This window comes from Mycobacterium sp. (assembly GCF_032159565.1).
Classification (GTDB): Bacteria; Actinomycetota; Actinomycetes; order Mycobacteriales; family Mycobacteriaceae; genus Mycobacterium.
Map to the genome: position 1 here is coordinate 1 of NZ_JAVHWR010000128.1, position 25,655 is coordinate 25,655.

At 66.8% G+C, this 25,655-nt stretch carries 24 protein-coding genes and 2 pseudogenes; 20 read left to right on the forward strand and 6 right to left on the reverse strand.

The window, feature by feature from the left end:
- Positions 1–419, forward strand: a pseudogene (locus QOC76_RS16335) (cyclase); the annotation flags it as partial.
- 103 nt (positions 420–522) lie between these two features.
- Here the strand turns inward: QOC76_RS16335 and QOC76_RS16340 are convergent.
- The gene (locus QOC76_RS16340) at positions 523–2,082 is read right to left on the reverse strand and encodes a phytoene desaturase family protein (protein ID WP_526358188.1); all 1,560 of its coding nucleotides are present in this window, start codon (positions 2,080–2,082) and stop codon (positions 523–525) included.
- On the reverse strand, positions 2,082–2,330 hold the full coding sequence (locus tag QOC76_RS16345; protein WP_526358144.1) for a DUF2630 family protein: 249 nt from the start codon (positions 2,328–2,330) through the stop codon (positions 2,082–2,084). Before QOC76_RS16345 ends, QOC76_RS16340 begins: the two co-directional genes overlap by 1 nt.
- A gap of 61 nt (positions 2,331–2,391) precedes the next feature.
- On the opposite strand from QOC76_RS16345, the gene QOC76_RS16350 reads away from it, so the two are divergent.
- Entirely contained in the window at positions 2,392–2,754 is a 363-nt protein-coding gene (locus QOC76_RS16350) for an FKBP-type peptidyl-prolyl cis-trans isomerase (protein WP_526358146.1), read from the forward strand.
- 24 nt (positions 2,755–2,778) lie between these two features.
- Positions 2,779–3,007: pseudogene (locus QOC76_RS16355) on the forward strand (OmpA family protein); the annotation flags it as partial.
- 221 nt (positions 3,008–3,228) lie between these two features.
- On the opposite strand, the gene QOC76_RS16360 reads toward QOC76_RS16355, so the two are convergent.
- The gene (locus QOC76_RS16360; RefSeq protein ID WP_526358148.1) at positions 3,229–4,569 is read right to left on the reverse strand and encodes a sensor histidine kinase; all 1,341 of its coding nucleotides are present in this window, start codon (positions 4,567–4,569) and stop codon (positions 3,229–3,231) included.
- Between the two features lie 57 nt (positions 4,570–4,626).
- Positions 4,627–5,337, reverse strand: coding sequence for a response regulator transcription factor (locus QOC76_RS16365; RefSeq protein ID WP_526358150.1), 711 nt, complete (start codon positions 5,335–5,337; stop codon positions 4,627–4,629).
- A gap of 150 nt (positions 5,338–5,487) precedes the next feature.
- On the opposite strand from QOC76_RS16365, the gene QOC76_RS16370 reads away from it, so the two are divergent.
- The 6 genes from QOC76_RS16370 (at position 5,488) to QOC76_RS16395 (ending at position 13,593) form a co-directional block, all read left to right on the forward strand.
- Positions 5,488–6,477 carry a phospholipase D-like domain-containing protein gene (locus tag QOC76_RS16370; RefSeq protein ID WP_526358152.1) on the forward strand — a complete coding sequence of 330 codons (990 nt, stop codon included), beginning with the start codon at positions 5,488–5,490 and terminating at the stop codon, positions 6,475–6,477.
- Complete coding sequence (locus tag QOC76_RS16375; RefSeq protein ID WP_526358154.1) at positions 6,474–7,043, forward strand: chromate transporter; 570 nt, start codon at positions 6,474–6,476, stop codon at positions 7,041–7,043. Before QOC76_RS16370 ends, QOC76_RS16375 begins: the two co-directional genes overlap by 4 nt.
- Positions 7,040–7,585, forward strand: a complete 546-nt coding sequence (locus QOC76_RS16380; RefSeq protein WP_526358156.1) for a chromate transporter — start codon at positions 7,040–7,042, stop codon at positions 7,583–7,585. Before QOC76_RS16375 ends, QOC76_RS16380 begins: the two co-directional genes overlap by 4 nt.
- A gap of 222 nt (positions 7,586–7,807) precedes the next feature.
- Complete coding sequence (locus QOC76_RS16385) at positions 7,808–9,709, forward strand: ABC transporter ATP-binding protein (RefSeq protein WP_526358158.1); 1,902 nt, start codon at positions 7,808–7,810, stop codon at positions 9,707–9,709.
- Positions 9,710–9,787: 78 nt separating this feature from the next.
- On the forward strand, positions 9,788–11,728 hold the full coding sequence (locus QOC76_RS16390) for an ABC transporter ATP-binding protein (protein WP_526358160.1): 1,941 nt from the start codon (positions 9,788–9,790) through the stop codon (positions 11,726–11,728).
- Positions 11,725–13,593 carry an ABC transporter ATP-binding protein gene (locus QOC76_RS16395; protein WP_526358162.1) on the forward strand — a complete coding sequence of 623 codons (1,869 nt, stop codon included), beginning with the start codon at positions 11,725–11,727 and terminating at the stop codon, positions 13,591–13,593. The genes QOC76_RS16390 and QOC76_RS16395 overlap by 4 nt, the downstream gene beginning before the upstream one ends.
- Before the next feature lie 173 nt (positions 13,594–13,766).
- Here QOC76_RS16395 and QOC76_RS16400 read toward each other — a convergent pair whose 3' ends face one another.
- Entirely contained in the window at positions 13,767–14,915 is a 1,149-nt protein-coding gene (locus tag QOC76_RS16400) for an FAD-dependent oxidoreductase (RefSeq protein WP_526358164.1), read from the reverse strand.
- A 93-nt stretch (positions 14,916–15,008) separates the two neighbouring features.
- On the opposite strand from QOC76_RS16400, the gene QOC76_RS16405 reads away from it, so the two are divergent.
- The 4 genes from QOC76_RS16405 (at position 15,009) to QOC76_RS16420 (ending at position 16,501) form a co-directional block, all read left to right on the forward strand.
- On the forward strand, positions 15,009–15,548 hold the full coding sequence (locus tag QOC76_RS16405; RefSeq protein ID WP_526358166.1) for a TetR/AcrR family transcriptional regulator: 540 nt from the start codon (positions 15,009–15,011) through the stop codon (positions 15,546–15,548).
- Between the two features lie 14 nt (positions 15,549–15,562).
- A complete protein-coding gene (locus QOC76_RS16410; protein ID WP_526358168.1) occupies positions 15,563–15,973 on the forward strand; it encodes a hypothetical protein in 411 nt (136 codons plus the stop codon).
- A 67-nt stretch (positions 15,974–16,040) separates the two neighbouring features.
- Positions 16,041–16,253: a DUF3072 domain-containing protein gene (locus tag QOC76_RS16415; RefSeq protein WP_526358170.1), complete on the forward strand. Its 213-nt coding sequence runs from the start codon at positions 16,041–16,043 to the stop codon at positions 16,251–16,253.
- Positions 16,253–16,501 carry a hypothetical protein gene (locus tag QOC76_RS16420; RefSeq protein ID WP_526358172.1) on the forward strand — a complete coding sequence of 83 codons (249 nt, stop codon included), beginning with the start codon at positions 16,253–16,255 and terminating at the stop codon, positions 16,499–16,501. Before QOC76_RS16415 ends, QOC76_RS16420 begins: the two co-directional genes overlap by 1 nt.
- Here QOC76_RS16420 and QOC76_RS16425 read toward each other — a convergent pair.
- On the reverse strand, positions 16,498–18,012 hold the full coding sequence (locus tag QOC76_RS16425; protein ID WP_526358174.1) for a carboxyl transferase domain-containing protein: 1,515 nt from the start codon (positions 18,010–18,012) through the stop codon (positions 16,498–16,500). The two genes, QOC76_RS16420 and QOC76_RS16425, sit on opposite strands and share 4 nt — an antisense overlap.
- Positions 18,013–18,038: 26 nt before the next feature.
- Between QOC76_RS16425 and QOC76_RS16430 the strand changes: the two genes are divergently transcribed.
- The 7 genes from QOC76_RS16430 (at position 18,039) to QOC76_RS16460 (ending at position 25,594) form a co-directional block, all read left to right on the forward strand.
- Positions 18,039–18,773 (forward strand): enoyl-CoA hydratase, encoded by a 735-nt coding sequence (locus QOC76_RS16430; RefSeq protein WP_526358190.1) that lies wholly within the window; start codon positions 18,039–18,041, stop codon positions 18,771–18,773.
- Between the two features lie 6 nt (positions 18,774–18,779).
- Positions 18,780–19,952 carry an MBL fold metallo-hydrolase gene (locus QOC76_RS16435; protein ID WP_526358176.1) on the forward strand — a complete coding sequence of 391 codons (1,173 nt, stop codon included), beginning with the start codon at positions 18,780–18,782 and terminating at the stop codon, positions 19,950–19,952.
- 18 nt (positions 19,953–19,970) lie between these two features.
- Positions 19,971–21,569: a serine hydrolase domain-containing protein gene (locus tag QOC76_RS16440; RefSeq protein ID WP_526358178.1), complete on the forward strand. Its 1,599-nt coding sequence runs from the start codon at positions 19,971–19,973 to the stop codon at positions 21,567–21,569.
- Positions 21,566–23,953 carry an HAD-IC family P-type ATPase gene (locus tag QOC76_RS16445; protein ID WP_526358180.1) on the forward strand — a complete coding sequence of 796 codons (2,388 nt, stop codon included), beginning with the start codon at positions 21,566–21,568 and terminating at the stop codon, positions 23,951–23,953. Before QOC76_RS16440 ends, QOC76_RS16445 begins: the two co-directional genes overlap by 4 nt.
- A 48-nt stretch (positions 23,954–24,001) precedes the next feature.
- Positions 24,002–24,184 (forward strand): Rv0909 family putative TA system antitoxin, encoded by a 183-nt coding sequence (locus QOC76_RS16450; RefSeq protein WP_526358182.1) that lies wholly within the window; start codon positions 24,002–24,004, stop codon positions 24,182–24,184.
- Between the two features lie 3 nt (positions 24,185–24,187).
- Entirely contained in the window at positions 24,188–24,625 is a 438-nt protein-coding gene (locus QOC76_RS16455; RefSeq protein WP_526358184.1) for a type II toxin-antitoxin system Rv0910 family toxin, read from the forward strand.
- Positions 24,626–24,703: 78 nt separating this feature from the next.
- On the forward strand, positions 24,704–25,594 hold the full coding sequence (locus QOC76_RS16460; RefSeq protein WP_526358186.1) for an amidohydrolase family protein: 891 nt from the start codon (positions 24,704–24,706) through the stop codon (positions 25,592–25,594).
- Positions 25,595–25,655 lie beyond the last annotated feature (61 nt).

A 25,655-nucleotide genomic window follows, 5' to 3' on the forward strand; every position in this document is an offset into this window, starting at 1 on the left:
GGGAACACTATGCCATGAATGCAGTCCCCGGCATGGAGCTCTACCAGGCACGACGGCTAGGTGCTCAAGGGGACTTCGATGGCGCTGTGGTGCGCGCGCGGAGCGGTCTCGACGACGTGTTCAGGACCTGCGACTTCTTCAATGCCGACGCCGGCACCAGCACCCTGGTAGAGGCGCTGCTCGCACGGTGCACGAACGACGACCTCGCAGAAGCCGAGGCGGCAATCGAGCGATTGGCAGCGCTACGGTCCGGTACCGCCTGGGCCACGCGCGACTGTTACGTACTCCGGCTCCGCACTCTGCTCGCCCAAGCGCGGGGCGATGACGCCGCCTACCGCGAGCTGCGAGACCGCTACCGCGCCATGGCAAACGAGCTCGGCTTCGAGGGCCACATGAAGTGGGCCACGGAGATGCCCTAACGTCGCGAGCGTGCGCAGAGTGCCACATTATCGCGGCGTGTCGGGCGCAAACGCGCACGGTCGCGGTGCCGCCGGCGGTAGGGCCCGCGGGTACGGGGGGAACTCAGCTCTCCAGCACCGCCATCGCCGCACTGTGGCCGCCGAGGCCGGACACCGCTCCGCCGCGACGTGAACCCGAGCCGCACAACAGAATTCGATCGTGCTCGGTCGCCACGCCCCAGCGACGGGCGGGCGTGTCCAGTGGTTCGTCGTCCTCGACGAACGGCCAGTTCAACGAGCCGTGGAAGATGTTGCCCGACGTCATGCCCAGAATCTTCTCCAGATCCTGAGTAGTCTTGGCCTCGATACACAGCCGACCCGACGTGTCCTCCATCAATACATCTTGGATCGGTTCGGCCAGAACGGAATTGAGCGAATGCAGTACCGCCGATGTCAGGTCTTCCCGCAGTCGATCGGGATCCGCGCCGGCCGCCAGGTCATGCGGCGCGTGCAGCCCGAAGACCGTGAGGGTCTGTGTGCCGGACGCTCGCAGTTCATCGGACAGGATGGATGGATCGGTCAGCGAGTGACAGTAGATCTCGCACGGTAAGGGGTCGGGTATGGAGCCGGTCGTCGCGCGTGAGTATGCCGCCTCGAGTTGGCTGTAGTTCTCGTTGATATGGAAGGTGCCGCCGAAAGCCTCTTCGGGCGTGACGGTGTCGTCTCGAAGTCGCGGTAGACGTCGCAACAACAGGTTCACCTTCACCTGGGCACCCGGCGCTGCGGACGGCGCCGGGTCGCCGACCAACTCCGCCAGCACCGTCGGTGTCACACCCGCCAGAATGTGGTCGGCATGCACACGGTGTTCCTGGCCGTCGAGCAGGTAACACACCTCACCATCAGGATCTATCCTGTAAACCTCTGCGTTGGTGGTGATTTCGGCACCAAAGCCGCTGGCTGCCGCGGCCAGCGCTCCACTCACCGCGCCCATTCCACCGATGGGCACATCCCACTCGCCGGTGCCGCCGCCCAACAAGTGATACAGAAAGCAGATGTTCTGCTGCAGCGACGCATCGTCGAGACGGGCGAACGTGCCGATCAACGCGTCGGTGGCCATCACCCCGCGGACCAGATCGCTGTCGACGGCCTCGGTGATCGCGCGCCCGATCGGGCGGCATATCAACGTCTCCCACACCTCTTCGGCGCCGGGTTCACCGCCCGCCAGCACGTGCTTCAACGCGTCGGCCCTGGATTTGAGCGGCGCCGTCATGGTGGGCCACAGGCGGGTGGTGACGATCCGGGCACGGCGGTAGAACTCGGCGAACGGCTCGGCATCGCCTTCCGCCCCGACGGCGCCGAACGTCGAATTCTGGCCCACCAGCAGGCCGGTTCGGCCGCCGTTGGCTGGATCGGGTGTGTACGACGAGTATCGGCGCCGTGCCAGCCGCAGACGGACACCGAGGTCTTCGATGATCCGTCGCGGCAGCAGGCTCACCAGATACGAGTACCGGGACAGCCGGGCGTCGATACCCTCGAATGCATGCGCCGATATGGCTGCGCCGCCCACATGGTCGAGGCGCTCGAGGACGCGCACCGGACGCCCGGCGCGCGCAAGATAGGCCGCGGCGACCAGTGCGTTGTGTCCACCGCCGACGATGACGACGTCGGACCGCGGATCGGTGATCAATTGAGGTAGCCCTCGACCTCGTCCGGTGGACGCACCTTTGCTTCGCGAGGATCACGGCCGGTTTCCCGCAACGCGCGGCGCTGCCGAAGCAAGTCCCAGCATTGGTCCAACTGCACCTCGAGGGCACGCAGGCGCGCGTGTTCTTCGTCCGCGCTGATCTCTTTTCGCAGTAAGCGGTCGCGCAGTTCCCGCTCCTCCTCGACGAGTTCGTGGATGCGGGCCAGCGGATTGTTTTCGGGTGCCATCGCTCCAGTGTGCCCGCTGTGCGCACGAATTCACCTCGAATGGGGCGTAACCTGGCCCATCGTGGCGACTAAACCTGAGGTTGAATTTCCCGACGGCCCCGCACCGACTGAGCTGGTCATCGACGATGTGGTGGTCGGCGAGGGCGCCGAGGCTGTGCCGGGCGCAGCGGTGACTGTGCACTATGTCGGAGTGGAATACGACACCGGCGAGGAGTTCGACAGCTCCTGGAATCGCGGCGAGTCCATCGAGTTCCCGCTGCGGGGGCTCATCCAGGGATGGCAGGACGGTATCCCCGGCATGCGGGTCGGCGGCCGCCGCCGGCTCATCATCCCGCCCGAGCAGGCGTACGGACCGGCGGGCTCGGGACACCGATTGTCGGGCAAGACTTTGATTTTCATGATCGACCTCTTGGATGTCCGCTAACTGGTGCGGCGGCAGATTTTGGCCGGACCGCAGGTCGCGCTGGTCGGTCACACCGACAACAGCGGTAATGAGCGCGGTCAATATCCCGCTGAGCAGCAACCGGGCCAAAGCCGTTGCGGATAACCTTATTTCGCAAGGTGTCACCAGCGACCGCGTCACCTCGAAGGGTGTCGGGTCATCCCAGCCGGTCGCTCCGAACGACACACCCGCGGGCAGGGCGCAAAACCGCCGAGTCGACATCAACCTCAGCTAGGGAGATCGGACATGGATTTCGTCATCGGGTGGTTGTGGTACTCGGCCTTGTGCTGACGCTGTTCTTGGTCATTCGACGGGTGAAGCGGGAGGTGCCCGAGTACGCGACCCTGGCAGCGGGTGCGGGAGCCGGCGGTGCAGCCGAGGCGACGAGAACTCCGCCAAGCGGGCCGGCTCCAACCGCTGGGACAGCCGTAAATCGCAGCGCGAGGAGGAGTAGTGCTACCGCGGCCCGGGCAGCCGCAGCAGCAGCCGCGCGCCGCCGAGCGGACTGGACTGTAACGACGCTGTGCCGCCGTGTAATTCGGCTTGCTGTGCCACCAGCGCCAGGCCGAGGCCCGAGCCCGAGACCGAAGCCGTCGAGCCTCTTGTGAATCGTTCGAACACGACGTCGCGCTCTTCTTCGGGAATGCCGACACCGTCGTCGTCGATCGCGATCTCGACGCCCGCGCGGGAACTCACCGCCGACAGCTGCACCCGGGTGGCGCCGCCGTGCTTGACCGCGTTGGCGATCGCGTTGTCCACCGCCAGCCGCAGACCGGCGGGCAACCCGAGGATGATGACGGTCGGCTCGGGCACCAGCGACACGTCGAGATCCGGGTAGACGCGCATCGCATCGTGTGCCGCCCTGTCGAGCAGTTCGGCGATGTCGACCGGCACGTGATCATCTGAGGTCGACAGTTCGCCCTGCGCCAGGCGCTCCAGCGCGCCGAGTGTTTCCTCGACACGGGACTGCGTCCGGATGACGTCGTTGATGACCTCTTTGCGTTGCTCGTCGGGCAGGTCAAGGGTGGACAGCACCTCGAGGTTGGTGCGCATCGCGGTCAACGGAGTGCGGAGTTCATGGGCCGACACCGCCGAGAAGTCGCGCGCCGAGGCCAGCGCCGCCTTGGTGCGGTCCTGCTCGTTCCAGATGCGCTGCAGCATGCCCTTGACCGCCTCGGCGATCTCAACGGCTTCGGAGGCGCCGCGCACTTCGACGTCTGGCGCGGCATCCCCCGCATCGATCTGGCGGGTCTGCTGCGCCAGCCGCTTCAGCGGCTGAACCGCGAAGGCGGCGAGCAACCACCCTGCGAACGTCGCCGCGCCGATCGCCAGGGAGCAGATGATCAAGACACGGCGGTGAAGGTTGTTGGTGTCGGCGATGGTCGCGTCGTAGGTGGCGCCGACGGCCACCGACATCGGCTCCGGCACGCGGATCTCGACGGTGCGCACCCGGTAGCGCACCCCGTTGACGTCCGTGTCGGCATAGCCGGCGGGCAGCTGGGGGAGAACCACCTTGGAGTTCGAGGTCACCTGCTCGCCCTTGCGGACAGTGATGACGGCGTCGTGATCGTTGGGCGACTTGGGGATCTCGTCGAGCCCGCGCGGTAGGAACGGGATCGCGAATCCGGCGGCCTCGTCGAGCCGCCTGTCGAGGCGTTCCTTGCGGTCGTTGGTGATGCCGATCCACACGACCGTGCCGACGATGCCGACCACGATCGCCGCGGCGATGGCTGTCGCGAACGCCACGCGGGTGCGCAGCGAAGGGGTTCGGGTGAGGAACCGGGACAGCGGAGTCATCGGACTACGGCTTTCGGTTCTTCGCGCGAGCGTCGCGCAAGCGGGCGGTGCCCCACATCACTGCGTCCTTAGCACGAACCCCACGCCGCGAACGGTGTGCAGTAGCCGCGGCGCGCCGTTGGCCTCCAGCTTGCGGCGGAGGTAGCCGATGAACACGTCGACCACGTTGGTGTCGGCGGCGAAGTCGTAGCCCCAGACCAGCTCCAGCAACTGAGCCCGCGACAGCACGGCGGTCTTGTGCTCGGCCAGCACGGCCAGCAGGTCGAATTCGCGCTTGGTCAGATCGACGTCGACGCCGTTGACGCGGGCCCGTCGGCCCGGGATGTCTACCTCGAGCGGGCCGACGGAGATCGTCTCCGACGAGAACGTCGCCGTCGCGCCCCTGCGTCGCAGCAGCGCCTTCACCCGCGCCACCAGCTCGGCCAGCACGAACGGCTTGACCAGATAGTCGTCGGCCCCCGCCTCGAGACCGGCGACCCGGTCGTCGACCGAGCTGCGGGCCGACAGCACACAGACCGGGACGTCGTTGTCCATCGCGCGCAGCGCCGTGACGACGCTGACGCCGTCGAGCACCGGCATGTTGATGTCGAGGACGATCGCATCAGGCCTGGTCTCGGTCGCGCTGCGCAGCGCCTCGGCGCCGTCCTTCGCCGTCGAGACGTCGAATCCGGACAGCCGCAGACCACGCTCCAGGGACGCGAGCACGTCGTCGTCGTCGTCGACAACGAGCACTCGGGGCGAAACAGCACCACTGTCCATGCCCGACATCTTGCCTGATGAAAGCCTGCGAATGGGATAGGCGCGAGACGGCCCTGCTATCACCTGTGCTGCGGTCCCGTCACCGCCATGTCACGGTGCCCGCAACGTTCATCCGATAGCAAAGCAACGTCATTGTCGCGGTGTTAGCATCGCGACACCATGCTGCCGCTCTCTCCTCATCTGATCGTCGAGCCCGACGACGGTGTGGAGCCGGTCTTCAAATTCATCAATTCGGCCGAAAACTCACTCTTGATCAAGCAATTCACATTCACCGAGCCGAAATTGATCGCTGCCGTCATCGGCAGAAAGAATGCGGGCGTCGATGTCCGCGTCATGCTCAACGCCAAACGCTCGGGGGGCGACCGCGCCAACGACGAGACCTACGAGCAATTCCTTGGCGCTGGAATAGCTGTGCAATGGGCCAGCTCGAAGTTCTACGTGACGCACGAGAAGTCCATCGTCGTCGACGAAAAGGCCGCGCTGGTAGCCACATTCAACCTCTGCGACAAATACTTCACCCTGACCCGCGACTACGGCGTGATCACCTACAACCCCCTGCACGTGGCTCAGATCGTCGAGGTCTTCAACGCCGACTGGAACCACCTCGACTGGGACTGCGGAGCATGGGAGGGCCTGCTGTGGAGCAACTCCAATTCGCGCTACCACATGGCGCAATTCATTGATCTGGCCGAGCATCGGCTCCATGTGCAGCACCCCAAATTCGTCGACGCGGTCATTCTCGAAAGGCTCGCCGCGGCGGCCGATCGGGGTGTCAAAGTGCATGTGCTGTGCGGCGGTAAACACGGCATAAGCGAATGGGACATTCTCGATACGTTCGCGTCATTGCGCACTTTGCGCCGGTTCGGGGCAAAGGTTCATAAGCAGAAGAACCTGCGCGTGCACGCGAAGCTGATCATCGTCGACGACACCAAGGCGCTGGTCGGTTCGATGAATATCGACAGGAGCGCATTCGATCTGCGCCGCGAACTGGGCATCATGACCGACGATCCCGCCCTCGTGGGCCGGTTGAAGCAGGTCTTCGATTCCGACTGGGAACTGTCACATCACTACGACGCACCGGATCCTCTCGAGGCGGCCCATCACCACGAGGACGACTTCCCGCACGACGAAGACCTAATCCACGAGTGAGCGAAAGCCCAGTCGACGCGGAGCGCGGGGAAGTCTCCCTGTTCGAATTGGCCTGGACGTTCAACCACATAGCGCTCGCGTCGTTCGGCGGCGGGCTGTCGGCGTGGTCGCGGGAAGTGCTGGTGGTCGAGAAGCAGTGGATGGGTGAGGAAGAGTTCCTCAGCGCCATGACGATGTGCCGGATACTGCCCGGCGCCAACCAGGTGAACATGGCGGTGTTCGTCGGCACCAAGATGAAGGGCGTTCCCGGCGCGCTGGCTTCGCTGCTCGGTCTGACGCTGATGCCGTTGGTGTTCGTGCTGCTGATGGGCTTCATCTACTTCCGCTTCAAGGAGGTGCCCGCGGTCAAGAGCGTGCTGCACGGCGCGTCGGCGGCGGCCGTGGCGCTGACCATCGCGATGGTGATCCAGACCGGGCGCAAGTGCCTCACCTCGGTGGTGCCGGTGTTGCTGGCGCTGGCGTGCTTCGTGCTCAACGGCCTTGTGCGGTGGCCGCTTCCGGTCACCCTTGCGATGGTGGCTCCGCTCGCCCTGCTGTGGGCGTGGCCGAGAAGGCGCGCGGCGTGAGCACGTATCTGCAACTCGCGGGGTTGTTCGCGTCGCTTTCGCTGCTGTCGATCGGCGGAGGGAACGCGGTGCTGCCCGAGATGCACATGCAGGCCGTCCGTGGACATCACTGGCTGACCGATTCCCAGTTCGCCGACGTGTTCTCGATTTCCCAGGCCGCGCCGGGGCCGAGCATCCTTATCGTCGCGCTCGTCGGCTACGGCGCGGGCCTCGAAGTCGGCGGTGTTCCCGGCGCGATCGTCGGGGGCGTCGTCGCGACGGTTGCCATGATCGTGCCCGCCGCGACCCTGGTGTACGTCCTCACCCTGTTCTGGCAGAAGGCGCAGAAGTCACGGCTCCGCGCCGCGGTCGAGAAGGGCTTCGCGCCGCTGACGGTCGGCCTCATCCTGGCGACCGCGCTCGTGATGAGCCGGGCGGCCGATCACGACTGGCGGGCCTACCTTCTGACGGGCGTCTGCACGGCGATCTTCATCTTCACCAGAATCAATCCGTTGATCGTTGTGGTCGTTGCGGGCGTGATCGGCTACCTCGGAGTGGTGTGACGGGCGGCTGACAGCCGGCGCGGTCGAGCGTCACCGGGGTGTCGCCTCCACACCAGGAACCCCAGCGATCGACGTTTTGGCGGCCTTCACTCGCACTTCCTCTGCAGAATGTCGGTTGCTGTGGCGCCTGATCCCGCCGAGGGGACAGCCGGCGCGGTTTAGCCTTCGACGCCCTCGGGAAGTCGTTGACCTCATCCATTGTTGAGGTTTTACGGTGAATTCATGAGCTTTGAAACGGTCGCACGACAGACGTTGTACCGGCAGACGCATGCCAAGGGCGGCGATCTGCGGTCGTTGGCTGACCGCAGGTTGCTCGGCCGCATCTGGCGTTTCGCCGCACGGCATCATCGCAGGCTGGGCGTCTTTGTGGCGGTCAGCGTGGTCAGCGCACTGCTTGGTCTGGCCACCCCGCTGTTGGCCGGCAAGGTGATCGACGAGATCGGCAACGGCGCGATCGGCGCGGTGGTGTGGCTGGCCGCCGTGATCGCCGCGGTCGCCGTCGCCGAGGCCGGCGTATCGCTGGTCACCCGGTGGCTGTCGTCGATGATCGGCGAGGGGCTGATCCTCGATCTGCGCACGGCCGTGTTCGACCACGTGCAGCGGATGCCGGTCGCCTTCTTCACCCGTACCCGCACGGGCGCCCTGGTGAGCAGGCTCGGCAACGACGTGATGGGCGCGCAGCGCGCGTTCTCCGACACGTTCTCCGGCGTCATCACCAACCTGGTCACCCTCACGCTGACAATGGTCGTCATGCTCAGGATCTCCTGGCAGGTCACGCTGCTGTCGCTGGTGCTGATGCCGCTGTTCCTGCTGCCCGCCCGGTGGATCGGCCGAACCATGGCGCGGTTGTCCCGGGAAGCCGCCATCCACAACGCGACGATGAACACCCAGATGACCGAACGCTTCTCCGCGCCCGGCGCCACGCTGGTCAAGCTCTTCGGCAGCCCGGCCGCCGAGTCGCGCGAGTTCGAGGTCCGCGCCGGCCGGGTCCGCGACATCGGCATCCGCACGGCGATGTTGCAGTCGGTCTTCATGAACTCGTTGACGCTGATGTCGGCCCTGGCGCTGGCGCTGGTGTACGGCCTCGGCGGTGTGCTGGCCATCGGCGGACATCTGCAGACCGGCGCGATCGTCGCCCTGGCGCTGCTGCTGACTCGGCTGTACTCGCCGTTGACGGCGCTGGCCAACGCGCATGTCGAGATCGCCAGCGCGCTCGTCAGCTTCGAGCGTGTCTTCGAAGTGCTCGACCTCGATCCGCTGATCCAGGAGAAGCCGGATGCCGTGCCGGTGCCCGACGGGCCGGTATCGGTGCAGTTCGACGACGTGCGGTTCTCCTACCCGTCGGCCGACAAGGTGTCGCTGGCGTCCCTCGAAGAGGTCGCGGAACTCAGCGAGACTGAAGTCCGTGGCGGAGACGAGGTGCTGCACGGGATTTCGTTCACGGCGCAACCCGGCGAAATGGTCGCGCTCGTCGGCTCGTCGGGCGCAGGCAAGTCGACCATCGCGTCGCTGCTGGCCCGGCTGTACGACGTCGATTCGGGTGGCGTCAGGCTCAACGGGTCAGACGTGCGCGACGCGACGTTCGCGTCGCTCAAGGAGACGGTCGGCATGGTCACCCAGGACGGCCACCTGTTCCACGAGTCGATCGCATCGAATCTACGGCTGGCCGCGCCCGAGGCTTCCGACGAAGAACTGTGGCAGGCGCTGCATCGCGCCCGGCTGGCCGACGTCGTCGGCGAGATGCCCGACGGACTCGACACCGTGGTGGGGGAGCGCGGCTACCGGCTCTCCGGCGGCCAGCGCCAGCGGCTGACCATCGCACGGCTGCTGCTCGGTCGATCGCGGGTCGTCGTGCTCGACGAGGCCACCGCGTCGCTGGACTCGGCCTCGGAGGCGGCGGTGCAGCAGGCACTCGCCGAGGCGCTGGCCGGACGGACCTCCATCGTGATCGCGCACCGCCTGTCGACGGTCCGTGCGGCCGACACGATCCTCGTCGTCGAGGGCGGCCGCATCGTCGAACGCGGCGACCACGAGCAGCTGCTGTCGCTGAGGGGGCGCTATGCGGAGCTCTACGAGACACAGTTCGGTAAGCAAGCGGACGCCGAGGATGTCGTCGCGGCGTGAGAGCCTGGAAGCAACCGATATTGATTTGCCGCTCAGCGGATAATTGGAATCACTTTGACTGAACCTAAAGTAGACGCGATGCGTTCGGCGCCCGCGGTGGCGCGGCCCCCGGCTCGCACGCGCACCAGCTCGGATCTGTGGCGGCTGTTGCCCTATCTGATGCCGTACCGCGTGCGCTGGATCGCGATGGTCTCCGTCGCGCTGCTGAGCCTCGTTGCCACCGTGGCGATCCCGCTGATGACCAAGGCGGTCATCGACGGGCCCGTGCGTCATCAGGATCAGCACGGCCTCTGGGTGCTCGGCGCGGCGGCGATGGGCATCGGCATCTCCGAGGCGGTGCTGTGGTTCATCCGTCGGTGGCTGGTGGCCCGCGGCACGATGGGCGTGGAAGCCGACATCCGCAAGGATTTGTACGCCAGGCTGCAGATCCTGCCGATGTCGTTCCACGGTCGCTGGCAATCGGGGCAGCTGTTGTCGCGAATCATGAACGACCTGAGCACTATTCGCCGGTTCATGTCGTTCGGCATGGTTTTCCTGCTGCTCAACGTCATCCAGATCACCGTCGTGACGGCGATCCTGCTGGCGATGTACTGGCCGCTGGGTGTTGTCGTGCTCATCTCGATCGTGCCGATCGGCGCGACGGTGCTGCACTTCCAGCAGGAATACACCCGGCTGTCGCGGTTGGCGCAGGACCAGTCGGGTCACGTCGCGACGCACGTGGAGGAGTCCGCGCTCGGCCTGCGGGTGGTCAAGTCGTTCGGCCGGGAGGACTACGTCTACGACCGGTTCGACGAACAGCTCACCCACCTCTACGACACGCAGGTCCGTCGTGTCACTGTGTCGGCGAAGTTCTGGACGCTGCTGGAAATCATCCCGAACCTGACGCTGATCGTCGTGCTCGGCCTGGGCGCCTACGCGGCAGGCCACGGCTACGTCACGATGGGCACACTCGTCGCCTTCATCACCATGATGTTGTCGCTGGTCTGGCCGATCGCCTCGCTCGGCTTTCTGCTGTCGATGACGCAGGAGTCGTTCACCGCCGCCAACCGGATCGCCGAGATCTTCGACGCGCCCCGCGAGATCACCGACGGGCCCGAGGCACAGACGCCACAGGGCGGCCGGCTCGAACTGGTCGATGTCGGATTCCGGTTTCCCGATGCGAAGGTCGATGACTGGGCGCTGCGGCATGTCGATGTCACGGTGGAACCCGGCGAGACGCTGGCCCTCGTCGGCGCAACCGGATCCGGCAAATCGGTGCTGGCCAGCCTGCTCTCGCGGCTGTACGACGTAACCGAGGGCGAGATCCGCATCGACGGCCAGGACATCCGGGAACTGTCGCTGCCGGCGCTGCGACAGGCCGTGGCGACCGCGTTCGAGGACCCGACGCTGTTCTCGATGTCGGTCGCCGAGAACCTCCGGCTGGGCCGCCCGCACGCGACCGACGATGAACTGGCGCAGGCCATCGACGTCGCGGCCGCCCAGTTCGTGTACGACCTGCCGTTCGGCCTTGACACCCGGATCGGGGAACAGGGCATGAGCCTGTCCGGCGGCCAGCGCCAGCGGCTGTCGCTGGCCAGGGCGATCCTCGCCGGGCCGAAGATCCTCGTGCTCGACGACACCCTGTCCGCCCTCGATGTGCACACCGAAGCCCTCGTCGAGAAGGCGCTGCGGCGTGTTCTGCGCTCGCGAGGAGCAGCGGGGCAGGAGCACTCGGTGACGGGCATCGTCGTCGCGAACCGGGCTTCGACCGTTCTTCTCGCGGACCGGGTCGCGTTGCTTCAGGACGGCACCATCACACACGTCGGCACACATTCGGAACTCCTCGCGACGGTGCCGCAGTACCGCTACCTGCTTGCCGCCGATGACGAACTCGACGACGGCGTCGAGCGCGCGTGCGCGTGGGAGGACGACGAGAATCGGAACCGGCTGGGCCAAGCCCATCAGGAGCAGGAGGCGACCGAGCGGGCATGCGAAACCCGGGACCGTGAGTTCGTCACCAGCGAGGCCGAGGGCCGATGACCGCGACCGACACCACTCGGGTTGACATCCCCGAGGATCCCGACGAGCAGCCTGTCGACCGTTGGCGCGGCCGCTTCGACGAACAGCGTGACGATCTGCCCATAGACGAGGCGGTGCCGCGCAGGCGCGAGGCACGCGCGTTGCTCGGCTCGCTGCTGTGGCCCTTTCGGTGGACGGTCGCATTCCTTGCCGTGATCGTCGTGGTGGAAAACGCCGCGCGCCTGTCGGTTCCGCTTCTCGTGCAGCGTGGCATCGACCACGGCATCCCGCCGATCATCGACGGCGGGCCCGCACACACGCTGATGACGATCGTCGGCGCGCTGGGCGTCGTCGTGGTGGTGCAGGCCGTCAGCAGGATGTTCTTCCTGCGCCGGTCCGGACGCATCGGCCAGAAGGTGCTCCTCGAGTTGCGCCGACGGGTGTTCCGGCACTTCCAGCGTCTGGACATCGCCTTCCACGACCGCTACACCTCAGGGCGCGTCGTCAGCCGATCGACCAACGACGTCGAAGCCATTCAGGACATGCTCGAAACCGGCTTCGACAGCCTGATCACCGCAGTGCTCACGCTGGTCGGCACGTCGATCCTGCTCGTCGTGCTCGATGTGCGGCTGGGTCTGATGTGTCTGGCGGCGTTCCCCATCCTGGTGGGACTGGTCTGGTGGTTCCGCAAGGAGTCGGCCAAGACGTACCGCAAGGTCCGCGAGAGCGCGGCGCTGGTGATCGTGCAGTTCGTCGAGACCATGACGGGCATCAAGGCCGTGCAGGCGTATCGCCGCGAGCCGCGCAATCAGGAGATCTTCGAAGACATCGCCGACCGCTACCGCGGCGACAACGAGCGCACCTTCAAGCTGCTGGCGATCTTCATGCCGGGTGTGAAGCTGGTCGGCAACGTCACCACGGCAGTGGTGCTGCTCTACGGCGGCTACCGGGTGCTGCACGGGCAGATGACGATCGGCACGCTCGCGGCGTTCCTGTTGTACCTGCGGATGTTCTTCGAGCCGATGCAGGAGATCTCCCAGTTCTTCAACACCTTCCAGTCGGCGTCGTCGGCGCTGGAGAAGTTGGCCGGGGTGCTGGCCGAGCGCCCTGGCATCGAGGATCCGGCGCATCCGGTGAAACTGGAATCGGTCCGAGGGGACGTCGCCTTCCGCGATGTGCACTTCGCGTATGTGGCCGGCCGCGAGGTATTGCCGGACCTGAATCTGACCGTGCCTGCCGGGCAGACCGTCGCGCTGGTCGGCACGACCGGCGCGGGCAAGACGACCATCGCCAAACTCATCGCGCGGTTCTACGACCCGACGTCGGGGTCGGTGACGCTCGACGGCGTCGACCTTCGAGACCTGTCGCAGAGCGAGTTGCGCAGCCACGTCGTGATGGTGACCCAGGAGAACTTCATGTTCGAGGGCACCGTCGCCGACAACATCAGATTCGGAAGACCCGACGCCACCGACGAACAGGTGCGCGCGGCGGCCGCAGCCGTGGGAGCGGACCGGTTCATCGATGGACTGCCCGAAGGCTATGACACCGACGTCGCGAAGCGGGGCGGCCGGCTCTCGGCGGGTCAGCGCCAACTGGTCGCGTTCGCGCGGGCATTCCTCGCCGACCCCGCCGTGCTGATCCTCGACGAGGCGACGTCGTCGCTGGACATTCCGAGCGAGCGGATGGTGCAGAGGGCGTTGAAGACGGTGCTGGCCGATCGCACCGCTCTGGTCATCGCGCACCGGCTGTCGACGGTCGAGGTCGCCGACCGCGTGCTGGTCCTCGAGCATGGCCGCATCGTCGAGGACGGCCCGCCCGACCAACTGATCCACCGCGACGGCCGGTACGCGGCGCTGCATCGGGCGTGGATCGAGTCGCTGGCCTGACCGCTTCACCTCAGGCTGCAACGGCGGCGAAGAAGTGCGAGTAGGCCCCCGCCATCAGCGCAGTCTCAGCGTGCGCGCACTGCGCGGTCAATCGCGGAGCGTGTAGTGCCTGAGATCGACGTTTTGGCGGGAATCACTCGCACTTTTCCGCCGAAACGTGAGTTTGGGCGTAGTCAGCGGTAGACGAGGCCGCTGAGCCGCCAGGCCAGCGCGCGCTTTGCGGCGGGCAGCCGCCCGACGACGCTGATGACCGCGTTGCGCAGCGGACGGACGGCCCGTGGCAGCGTCGCCAGCCGTGTCAGGCGGTCCGTCATGGTGACGACGCCGCGCGCGATCGGGCGCCGGGCGGCGCTGTAGTCGTCGAGCAGCGAGTCCGGACCACCGGCAAGGACGGCCGCCAGCGCTTCGCTCAACGCGACCGCATCCTGGATGCCGAGGTTCATGCCCTGTCCGCCGGCCGGGCTGTGCACGTGCGCCGCGTCGCCGGCGAGCAGCAGCCGCCCGGCGCGGTAGGTGTCGGCGACGCGATGTTGGATGCGGAAGCGTGAGCCCCAGATGACGTCGGTGACGACCGACCGGTGCTGCCCGGGTCCGCGGCTGTCCAGGATCTGCTGAATGAAAGCCGCGGAGGGGTTTTCGGGAGCGTCTGCGACCGGTGCGACGATGCGGTAGATACCGCCGGGAAGCGGAGCCACCACGGTCATTCCCGCGGTCGCCCAGAACAGGATGACCTCGTCGACGGGCACTTCGCCGTCCAGTTGCACATCGGCGAGGACGAACGATTCGTCGTAGGCGCCGCCGTAAAAGCCGATGCCGGCCTGCTCCCGCACGGTGCTGTGGATGCCGTCGGCGCCGACCGCGTAGCGCGCCCGGATCACCTCGCCGTCCTCGAAGGTCGCTGTGACGCCGTCGGCATCCTGCACGATCGTGGTCAGGGTCTTTGGTCGCAGGACCGAGCCGCCCAGCTCGACCAGACGGTCCAGCAACAGCCGTTCGGTGGTGGACTGGGGAACCATCAGCGAGTACGGATAATCGGTCGGCAACGAGCTGAAGTCGATCGAGATGAGGGTGCGCGCACCATCGCGGATGCTGAACTGCGGCGCTTCGATGCCCTCCTTGACCAGCCGGCGAGCCACGTCCAGACCTTCGAGCACCTCGAGGCTGCGGGCATTCACCACCGCGGCGCGCGACGTGTTCGCGCCTGCGGGCCGGCTGTCGACGACGGCGGTCGTCACACCCAGCTTGACCAGGGACGCGGCCAGGGTCAGCCCGCTCGGGCCCGCGCCGATTACCAGTACGTCGGTGTCGTATGTGCTGTTCACCTTGCATCGCCTCCATCTATGCCAACGCTTGTTGGCACAACTATGCGCCTGTCGCCTACTGATGTCAACACTTGTTGGCATACAGTTGTTGGCATGCGAAGGTCCTCTGCTGAAACCAAGGCTGTGATCCTGGCTGCGGCCAAAGAGCGCTTCGCCCGGTCGGGCTTCGAGCGCGCGACGATCCGTGCGATCGCCGCCGACGCCAACATCGACCCGTCGATGGTGATGCGATATTTCGGCAGCAAGGACCGGCTGTTCGCGGCCGCCGCGGACTTCAATCTGCAGATCCCTGACCTGTCTGGTGTCGACCGGGAGAAAGTCGGCGCGAAACTGGTCGACTACTTCATGGAACGCTGGGAACGCGACGAGGCGCTCGTCGTGCTGCTGCGATCGAGCACCTCCAACGAAGCGGCGGCCCAACGCATGCGCGAGATCTTCGCGGGGCAGTTGATGCCCGCAGTCGCCGGCATGAATCTCGCGCGGCCGGAGCGCCGCGCCAGCTTGGTGGCGACGCAGATGCTGGGCCTGGCACTGTGCCGCTACGTTCTGCGGCTACCGCCGATCGTCGAGATGTCGCATCAGGAAGTCGTGGCGTGGCTCGGGCCGACTGTGCAGCGCTACCTCGAGGAGTGAACGACAATGGCTGCGTGTCCGCCGCCGACATCTCGTCCGTCGTCGCGCGCCGCACCGCTGCAGGTGTGGCCGCAATCTCCGCGGTCCTGCACGGGGCGATGCTCGGCCATGCAGGCAGTCCGGCCGCTGCCGTTCTGATCGCGGGCATGGTGGGTGCGTGCCTGTACTGCGCCCGTGAACTGTGGCTGTCGGCAACGATGCGGGCGTGGTGTCTGGTCGCGGTCATGAACCTCGGGATGGTCGCCGTTCATCTCCCACTTGCCGCGGGACATCACGTCACGCAGGTAGCGGTGAATGCGGTGGTGCCGCAGCCCGTCGTCATGACGTCGGCGACGGTGCTGTCGATGACCGAAGTCGCGATCGCCGTTGCGGTGCTGTGGTACCGCACCCGTGGCGGTGCGAGGGCCGTCGAGGGACCGGAATAACCCGCCGCGATCCGGTGCACCCCTCGCAGCCCGCATAAAGCGGTGCGCCAACGGGCATAGCTAGGCCATGACTGACGATCCCGGCGCCGCGCCGCAGGAAAACCCGAAAAAGGACCGGCCGGACTGGGTGACCGGGGACGAGCCGATGACCGGCCCGCAACGCAGCTACCTGAACACTCTCGCGCAGGAGGCGGGCGAAGCGGTCCCCGAGGATCAGACCAAGGCGCAGGCCTCCGAGCTGATCGACCGGCTGCAACAACAGACCGGACGGGGCAACTGATGGTCATCTCCGCCGACGACGTGAAACGGCTGCTGCAGGCCCAGGACGACGCCGTGCTGGTGCTGATCGAGGGCCGCACCGACGTCATCACCGAGGCGGAGACCGACTCATCGCAATATCGCGGTGCGCTGCAGGTGGTTTCCCGCAGGGACCTGGTCAAGCGCACCGGTGGCGTCGACCTCTCCGAGCACGAAATCGCCGAGCAGGCGGCGCTTTTGGACACGATGGTCTCCGAACTGGGCGGCTAGTTGCGGCCAGGCCCCGGCAGGCCGATGCGCCGGTAGCGGGTCAGCCGCGCCTCGAGCCGCTGTTCATCGGGGATGGCGCGGAGCCGGTGCAGCTCGCCTGCGATGGTCGCCGACAGCCTCTTGGTGAACTCGACCGGTTCGTCGGCGGCGTCGGGATGCTCGGGCACGACGACGTCGACGATGCCGTTACGCAGCAGGTCCACCGATCGGATGCCTTGTGCGGCCGCCAGTTCCGGCGCATGGTCGACGTCACGGTAGACGATCGCGCTTGCCCCCTCCGGCGGCAATGGCGCCAGCCATCCGTGCAACGCGGCCAGCACCCGGTCGGCGGGCACCATCGCCAGGGCGGGCCCACCGCTGCCCTGCCCGAGCAACACCGACACCGTCGGCGTATCGAGGGTGACGAGTTCGGCAAGGCATCTCGCGATCTCGCCGGCCAACCCACCCTGTTCGGCCTCCGCCGACAGCGCCGGTCCTGCCGTGTCGATCACCAGCACCAGCGGCAGCTTCAGCCCGGCGGCCAGCGCCATGCCGCGGCGCGCTTCGCGCAGCGCGACCGGGCCGACGAGGCCTTCTTCTCCTCCTCGCGTGCGGGTGCCGCCGACGACGCGTTGTTGGCCGAGCACTACCGCGGGTTGGCCACCGAACCGGGCCAGTGCCAGCAGCGTCGTCGCCGCCTCGCCGAAACCCGTGCCCGACAACAGCACCCAGTCCGTCGCGCCGTGCCGCAGCAGTTGTGCGACACCCGGTCGGTCCGGCCGCCTCGAGGCCACCACCGAGTCCCATGCGGGCAGGTCGGGCAGCGCCTCGGGAGGCGGTGTCGGCGGAGGCGGCTCGGGCGCGTCGGCGACGACTTTGAGCGCGCGGTCCAGCGTGCTGCGCAGGTGGTCCAGCGGGATGACCGCATCGATGACGCCGTACCGCTGGAGGTTCTCGGCGGTCTGAACGCCTTCGGGGAACGGTTCGCCGTAGAGGTGCTCGTACACGCGCGGACCGAGGAACCCGATCAGTGCGCCCGGCTCCGCGACGGTGATGTGGCCAAGCGACCCCCACGACGCGAACACTCCGCCGGTGGTGGGGTGTCGCAAGTAGACCAGGTAGGGCAGGTGCGCGCGTTTGTGCAGCTCGACGGCCGCGGCGATCTTCACCATTTGCAGGAACGCGACCGTGCCCTCCTGCATGCGGGTGCCCCCCGAACTCGGCGAGGCGAGCAGCGGCAGTCGTTCGGCGGTCGCCCGCGCCACGGCCGCGGTGATCCGTTCGGCCGCGGCCACTCCGATCGAGCCGGCGAGGAAGTCGAACTCGCATGCCACCACCGCGACACGCCGCCCGTGAACGCGGCCCTCTCCGGTGATGACGGATTCATCGAGCCCCGTCGCGGCCTCGGCCGCCGCCAGCTCGCTGCGATATTCGTCACTTCGCGCGACCTGCACAGGCGGGGCGTCCCAGCTGAGGAAGGATCCCTCGTCCAGCACGGCGTCCCGCAGCTGCAGGGCACCGATCCGGCTCACAGGTAGAGGCTAATAGTCTGATGAGCATGATTGGTGTGACCCGCGACGGCCACGTGATGACCCTGGAGATGCAGCGCGCCGAGCGCCGCAACGCCCTGAACGGCGAACTCGTCGACGGGCTGCGCGAAGCGGTCGAGAAGGCCGCCGCCGAGGATGTCCGGGCAATCGTGCTGACCGGCCAGGGCCACGTGTTCAGCTCCGGTGCCGATCTGTCCGACGCCGCGGGCGTCGCCGAGGAACTCCCCGACAAGGCCAGGGCGCTGAACATCGCCTTCGACCAGGCGCCGATCCCGGTCATCGGCGCGATCAACGGGCCTGCGATCGGCGCCGGCGTCATCCTGTCGATGATCTGCGATCTCCGCGTCGTCGCGCCGGAGGCGTACTTTCAGTTTCCCGTCGCGAAATACGGTCTGGCGCTGGACAACTGGAGCATCCGCCGGTTGACCTCGCTGGTCGGGGCCGGCCGGGCCAGGGGCATGCTGCTCGCCGCCGAACGGCTCACCGCCGACGTCGCGCTGCAAACGGGAATGGCGAACCGGATCGGGACCCTGGCCGATGCGCAGGCCTGGGCCGCCGAGATCGCGGGCTTCGCTCCGCTGGCGCTGCAGCACGCGAAGCGTGTGCTGAACGACGACGGGGCCTACGAGGACCCGTCGCCCGTGCACCAGCAGCTGTTCGACAAGGCGTGGACCAGCCAGGACATCATCGAAGCGCAGGTCGCCCGCATCGAGAAGCGGCCGCCGAACTTCCAGGGAGCCTGACCACCCATGCTGGGTGCGGCGCTGCGATTCGCGGTCGGGACGGCCACTGTGGCGGCCAGCGGCTGGGTATTGCGGGCGCTGCAGGGCTCGCCGGCGGCCGTCGGCGCGCGGCCCGACGAGATCTGGCCCGTTGCCCGGCGATCGCCGAACTACCGGGATGGCGCGTTCGTCAACGTCGACCCGGCGTCGTCGATCAGCCTCGACCGGGAACAGCAGTTGCTGCTCGTCCGGGAACTGGTCGGCTCGCGTGACGGCATGCGGCCGCGCAAGCCCATTCCGCTGGCGGTGCCCATGAAGGTGGACACCACACCGCTCGACCTCGCGGTGAGCTGGTACGGCCACTCCTCTGCGCTGGTCGAGGTAGACGGCTACCGCGTGCTCACCGATCCGGTGTGGAGCCGCCGGTGCTCGCCGTCGCGATCCGTCGGCCCCGAGCGGATGCACGACGTGCCGGTGCCGCTGGAGGCGCTGCCTGCCCTCGATGCGGTGCTCATCAGCCACGACCACTACGACCACCTCGACATGGACACCATCGTCGGCCTGGCGCACAGCCAACGGGCGCCGTTCGTCGTCCCGTTGGGAGTCGGTGCACACCTGCGCAAATGGCGGATCCCGGACAGCCGCATCATCGAACTCGACTGGCACGAAAGTCACCGGATCGGCGATCTGACTCTGGTGTGCACCCCGGCCCGGCACTTCTCCGGGCGGCTGCTGACCCGCAACACCACGCTGTGGGCGTCGTGGGTGATCATCGGCCCGCGGCACCGGGCGTTCTTCGGCGGTGACACCGGCTATACCAAGAGCTTCGCCGAGATCGGTTTGGCCCACGGGCCGTTCGACGTGTCGCTGATGCCGGTAGGCGCCTACCACCCCGCGTGGCCGGACATCCACATGAACCCCGAGGAAGCCGTGCGGGCCCACCTCGACATCGCCGAGGCAGGCAAGGGTCTTCTGCTGCCGATTCACTGGGCGACGTTCCGCCTTGCCCCGCACCCGTGGGCCGAGCCCATCGAACGGCTGCTCGCCGCGGCCGATCCCGCAGGCGTCGAGGTGCTGGTGCCGCGTCCCGGCGAACGCGTCGATCCGACGGCGCCGACGCGACCGACACCCGAGCGCTCGTCTGGGTCATACTCCTCGCGCGAGCGCTCGTCGGCGTTCGACCCGTGGTGGCATCAATAACCCGCTAGCGTGCTGGCTGTGATCACAGTCCGCACAGCGTTTGCCTCGTTCGTTGCGCTCGGCGCGGCGGTCTCGCTGCTCGCCGCATGCGATTCCGGAGCAGCGCAAAAGTCCAAGCCGTCGGCGCAAGAAACGACGCCGACGCTTTCTGACGTCCTGCCTCCGCTGGTGCCGGGGATGCCGTTGCCGGACCACGCCGTCGAGAACGCCGTCGCCAAACTCGACGGCATCGCCGACGAGCTGATGAAGAAATCCGGTATACCCGGGATGGCGGTGGCCGTCGTACACGGTGGAAAGACCGTGTACGCCAAGGGCTTCGGAGTCCGCGACGTCAAGACGGGTGACAAGGTCGATCCCGACACCGTCTTCCAGCTCGCGTCGGTGTCCAAGTCGATCAGCTCGACGGTGGTGGCACACCAGGTCGGCGTGAACGCGATCGGCTGGGACACGTCGATCGTCTCGAAGCTGCCGTGGTTCGCGTTGTCCGATCCCGCTGTCACCCAGATGGTCACCGTCGGTGACCTCTTCTCGCACCGGTCCGGCCTGCCCGACCATGCGGGCGACATGCTCGAAGATCTCGGATACGACCGCAGGTATGTGCTCGATCGACTCCGCGACCAGCCGTTGGCCCCGTTCCGAATCTCGTACGCCTACACCAATTTCGGATTGACCGCGGCGGCCGAAGCGGTGGCCGCCGGCGCGGGCAGGACATGGGAGGACCTCGCCGACGAGGCGGTGCTGAAGCCGCTCGGGATGTCCACGGCGAGTTTCCGCTACTCCGACTTCGAAACCAGGGCGAATCGCGCACTCGGCCACATTCACGTCGACGGCAAGTACGCGCCCCTTTACAGTCGCGACCCGCAACCCGAGGCGCCCGCCGGAGGCGCCAGCGCATCGGTGAACGACATGTCGCACTGGCTGGCCATGATTCTCGCCAACGGCACCTACGACGGGAAGCAGATCGTCGACTCCAAGGCACTGCTGCCCGCGCTCACGCCGCAGATCGTGTCCAGCCCGCCGAGCGAGCCGGCGATGCGGTCAGGCTTCTACGGGTACGGCTTCAATGTGTCGTCGACATCGGCGGGGCGCATGGAGATCAGCCACTCCGGCGCCTTCGAACTCGGAGCAGGCACCAATTTCGTCATCCTGCCTTCGGCCGATGTCGCGATCATCGCGCTGACCAACGGCACGGCTTCCGGTGTGCCAGAGGCACTCAACGCCCAGTTCGCCGATCTCGTCCAGTTCGGCGAGGTGCGCGAGGCCTGGTTCGACCTGTACCAGAAGCTTCTCGCGCCGGGAGAGCAGCCGGTCGGCGCGCTCGTCGGCCGGCAGCCACCGGCGAACCCGATTCCGCCCGCTCCGTTGGCGTCCTACGTCGGGACGTACAACAACGACTACTGGGGTGCGGCGCGGGTCACCGAGAACGACGGCAAACTCCAACTCGGGTTGGGGTCCAATTTGACGGTGCCGCTGAGCCATTGGGACGGCAACGTCTTCACCTACGAGTGGGTCAGCGAGAACTCTCCTCCTGGCTCGATCGCCCAGGCGACCTTCGATGGCAACAAGCTGACGCTGGAGTACTACGACGAAATGGGCAAGGGAACGTTTACCCGATGACCGCCGTCGTCGCTGCCGGGCTCTCCGATGCCGAAGTCGCCATCCGGGTAGCGCAGGGCCAGTCCAACGACGTCCCCACCAGGGCCGGGCGCAGCGTCACCGAAATCGTGCGTGCCAACGTGTTCACCCGGATCAACGCGATCCTCGGCGTCTTGCTGGTCATCGTTCTGTCGACGGGGTCGGTGATCAACGGCGCCTTCGGGCTCCTGATCGTCGCCAACAGCGCGATCGGCATCATCCAGGAGCTACGCGCCAAGCAGACGCTGGACAAGCTTGCCATCGTCGGACAGGCGAAACCGTTGGTGCGCAGGCTCACCTCGTCCGGCCCGGTAGCGCGCCCCAGACTGCCCAGCGAGGTTGTGCTCGACGACATCATCGAGCTGGGCCCCGGTGACCAGATCGTCGTCGACGGCGACATCGTCGAGGAGACGACGCTGGAGGTCGACGAGTCGCTGCTCACCGGCGAGGCCGACCCCGTCGCCAAGGACGCGGGCGACAAGGTGATGTCCGGCAGCTTCGTCGTCGCGGGCAGCGGCGCATACCGCGCCACCAGGGTCGGGCGAGAGGCGTACGCCGCCAAGCTCGCCGAAGAAGCCAGCAAGTTCACGCTGGTGAAATCAGAACTCCGCTCCGGCATCAACAAGATCCTGCAGGTCATCACCTACTTGCTCATCCCCGCGGGGCTGCTGATCATCTACACGCAGCTGTTCACCACAGACGCGGGTTGGCGAGAGTCGGTGCTGCGCATGGTCGGAGCCGTGGTGCCGATGGTTCCGGAGGGGCTGGTGCTGATGACGTCGGTCGCCTTCGCGGTCGGCGTCGTGCGGCTTGGCCGACGACAGTGTCTGGTCAACGAGCTGCCGGCCATCGAGGGTCTGGCCCGCGTCGACGTGGTGTGCGCCGACAAGACCGGCACGCTGACTGAGAACGGCATGCGGGTCTCGGGGCTGCAGCGGTTGAACGAAGGCGACGTCGGTAACGTGCTGGCGCAGTTGGCCGCCGACGATCCGAGGCCGAACGCAAGCATGGCTGCCATCGGCGAGGCCTACAAGATGCCGCCCGGGTGGACGGCGACCGCGAGCGCACCGTTCAAGTCGGCGACCAAGTGGAGCGGAACGTCCTACGGCGACAACGGCAACTGGGTGATCGGCGCCTCGGACGTGCTGCTCGACCCGCTGTCGGAAGCCGCCGAGCGGGCCGAGCAGATCGGGTCACAGGGCCTGCGGGTACTGTTGCTGGGGTCCAGCGATCTGCCCGTCGACCATCCCGATGCGCCAGGCGCCGTGACACCGGTCGCCCTGGTGGTCCTCGAGCAGCGGGTGCGTCCCGACGCCCGCTACACCCTTGAATACTTTGCCTCTCAGAAGGTTTCGGTCAAGGTCATCTCAGGCGACAACGCGGTGTCGGTGGGCGCCGTCGCGGGCTCGCTCGGCCTCCACGGCGAGACGATGGACGCCCGCGAACTGCCCGCTGAGCCCGACCAGTTGGCCGACACCGTCGAGGAGTGCACCACCTTCGGCCGGGTGCGGCCCGACCAGAAACGAGCGATGGTCCACGCGCTGCAGTCCCGCGGCCACACCGTGGCGATGACCGGCGACGGCGTCAACGATGTGCTGGCGCTCAAGGACGCCGACATCGGCGTCGCGATGGGTGCGGGCAGCGCGGCGTCGCGTGCCGTTGCGCAGATTGTGCTGCTGGACAACAAGTTCGCGACGCTGCCACATGTCGTCGGCGAGGGTCGCCGGGTCATCGGCAACATCGAGCGGGTGTCGAATCTGTTCCTGACCAAGACCGTGTACTCGGTGCTGCTGGCAGTCCTGGTCGGATTGGCCGGGCTCGCTTCGAAGTTGTTCGGTTCCGACCCCCTGCCGTTCCCGTTCCAGCCGATTCACGTCACGATCGCCGCCTGGTTCACGATCGGAATCCCGGCCTTCATCCTGTCGCTGGCGCCCAACAGCGAGCGGGCACACCCGGGCTTCGTGCGACGGGTGATGACGTCGGCGCTGCCGTCCGGCGTCGTGGTTGGCATTGCCACTTTCACGTCGTACCTGGCGGCCTATCAGGGTCGCGAAGCGACGGCGGAACAGCAGACGCAGGCCTCGACGGCCGCTCTTATCACGTTGCTGGTAACGGCGGTGTGGGTGCTCGCGGTGGTGGCACGGCCCTATGAGTGGTGGCGGGTGGCGCTGGTCGCCGTTTCGGGTCTGGCCTACGTGGTGATCTTCTCCATTCCGCTTGCTCAGACGTTATTTATGCTCGATACGTCGAACCTCGCGGTGACCGCGATTGCCCTGGTCATCGGCGTCATCGGAGCGGCGGTCATCGAGGGTTTGTGGTGGGTTGGAGGTGCTGTCACCGGGGGGCGCCGACGGCTTTGGAGGTAGCTGTCGGCTCCTCGCGCGAGCGCTCGTCGGCGCTGTAGGGTGAGGCCCATGGGATTTCTAGACAAGGTCAAGGTCCTCGTGTCGAAGAACGCCGACAAGGTGGAGACCGCGATCGACAAAGCCGGAGACATCGTCGACCAGAAGACCCAGGGCAAGTACACCAGCCAGGTCGACAAGGTGCAGGACGCCGCGAAGAAGGCCGTCGACAAGACGGATCCGCAAACACCCTGACTTATGGCGAAACTGTCTGTCTCCGTTGATGTTCCACTGCCGCCGGAGAAGGCGTGGGAGTGCGCCTCGGACCTGTCCCGGTTCAAGGAGTGGCTGACCATTCACCGGGTCTGGCGCAGCAAGTTGCCCCAGACGTTGGAGAAGGGCACCGTCGTCGAGTCGATCGTCGAGGTGAAGGGCATGCCGAACCGGCTCAGGTGGACCATCGTGCACTTCCAGCCGCCGGAGGCGATGACGCTCGACGGCGAAGGTGTCGGGGGCGTCAAGGTGAAGCTGATCGGGAAGGTCAAGCCGTCGGAAGACGGGTCGACTGTCACCTTCGACGTCCATCTCGGCGGTCCGGCGCTGTTCGGGCCGATCGGCATGGTGGTCGCCGCCGCGCTGAAAGGCGACATCCGCGAGTCGCTGAACAGGTTTCAGAGCGTATTCGCCGCCGCATGACCACGCTCTGGCGATTTCGGCGCGCTAACGTGCGCTGAGCGACGGTTAGCGCGCCGAAATCGCAAGGGAAAGGCACCAATGGCAGGTGAAACCTACGAGTACGGCATCGATTTCGACACCATCGATGCCATCGACATCCACGCTCACGTCGAAGCTGACGACCACGGCCACCACGCCTACGACGACGAGTTGATCACCGCGACCAAGCAGTACTTCAAACTGGACTCCGAGCCGACCACCGTCGACTCCGTGGCCGAGTACTACCGTCAGCGCAACACCGCCGCCGTGGTGTTCACCATCGACTCGCAGACGGCGTCCGGCCATCCACCCAACTCCGTGGACGATCTGATCGCAGGCGCGGCGCGCAACAACGACGTGCTGATCCCGTTCGGCACGGTCGACCCATTGACCAACGACCGAGCCGTCCGCGAAGTGCACCGACAGGTCGAACTCGGCGTCAAGGGCTTCAAGTTCCACCCCAGCCTTCAGGGCTTCTTGCCCAACGATCGCGCCCACTACCCGATCTACTCCGCGATCGCCGAGGCCGGCCTGCCCGCGCTGTTCCACACCGGTCAGACCGGCATCGGGTCGGGGCTGCCCGGCGGTCACGGCGTCAAGCTGCGCTACTCCGACCCGATGCTGCTCGACGACATCGCCGCCGACTTTCCGGAGCTGACGATCGTGATGGCCCACCCCGCTGTGCCGTGGGTCGACGCGCAAATATCCATCGCCGCGCACAAGGCGAATGTGTACGTCGATCTCTCCGGCTGGTCGCCGAAGTACTTCCCGCCGCAGCTGGTGCGCGCGGCCAACCGACAACTGCGCACCAAGGTGCTGTTCGGCACCGACTACCCGTACATCGAGGTGGACCGGTGGCGGCGCGACTTCGAGACACTCGACATGGCGCCCGAGGTGCTGCCGCTGATCTTCAAGGAGAACGCGCTGCGGGTGCTCGGGGTCACCTCCTAACCGCGAGCAGACGCAAACTCGCACTTTCCGGCCGGAATTTGTGCGAGTTTGCGTCTGCTCG